The organism is Thermoanaerobacterium thermosulfurigenes (genome assembly GCF_051201035.1).
In the GTDB taxonomy this organism is placed as follows: domain Bacteria; phylum Bacillota; class Thermoanaerobacteria; order Thermoanaerobacterales; family Thermoanaerobacteraceae; genus Thermoanaerobacterium; species Thermoanaerobacterium thermosulfurigenes.
Genome location: NZ_JBPODR010000079.1, coordinates 1 through 1,055 on the forward strand (window position 1 = coordinate 1; position 1,055 = coordinate 1,055).

At 36.7% G+C, this 1,055-nt stretch carries 1 protein-coding gene; it reads left to right on the forward strand.

The window, feature by feature from the left end:
• Window positions 1-972: IS4 family transposase (locus HNR52_RS12260; protein WP_435620744.1), on the forward strand; the 972-nt coding region annotated here is incomplete at its 5' end.
• Between the last annotated feature and the right edge of the window lie 83 nt (window positions 973-1,055).

Consider the following 1,055-nt stretch of genomic DNA (forward strand, 5'->3'; position numbering starts at 1 on the left):
CTACTAGCAAAAGTATATGACCATGCTAAGAAAACATACAAATATGGCTTTCGCCTACTTACACTCGGATGGTCAGATGGAAATACTTTTATCCCAGTCAATGGATGTCTTTTATCTACTGAGAATCAAAAGAATCGTATCAATGAAGCTATACCTGTGGACAAGCGTTCCGCCGGGTATTTAAGAAGGAATCTATCCCAAACTAAAGCAACAGCCGTAGCTCTGGAATTAATAAAGACCGCTAAAAAAGCAATGATTCCAGCATCTTATGTATTGTTTGACACTTGGTTCTGTTCTCCCTCTTCTTTGATTGCTATTAAAGAAATAGGCTATGATGTTATTGCAATGGCAAAGAAAACATCAAAGATGCATTACCTATATAATGGAATAATGCAGCCGTTAACAGAAATATACAAGCAGAACAGAAAAAGAAGAGGCAGGTCTAGATACCTGTTATCCGTGGAAGTTTCCATTGAAAAAGACGGAAAATCTATTCCTGCTCGAATTGTATTTGTCAGAAACAGGAATAATCGAAAAGACTATCTGGCACTTATTACCACGGATATAAACCTTAACGAGGACGAAATCATTCGTATATACGGGAAGCGCTGGGATATAGAAGTCTTTTTCAAAGTGTGTAAATCATACTTGAAGCTCAGCAAGGAATGCAATTCATTATCTTACGATGCGATGACAGCACATACAGCAATCGTATTTACCAGATACATGATGCTTGCACTAGAGAACCGTCGATCATCAGATTTACGAACAATGGGAGAGATATTTTACTACATACAGGATGAAATGTCCGATATTACGCTGATTCAGGCTTTTCATCTACTTATGCAAGTATTCATAGATACAATAACAGATAAACTATCGTTATCTTCAGAACAGCTGGACCAATTACTTGATGCTTTTATGGCTGCGATTCCCAAAGAACTTAAGGAAAGACTTCCGAAGTGTGCATAATTGTGTAAATTACTATTACTTTTTTCTGGCAAAGCATTAAGTTTTCAAGGAACAGAGTAATTATTTATGTGCGAAGTTTTAGT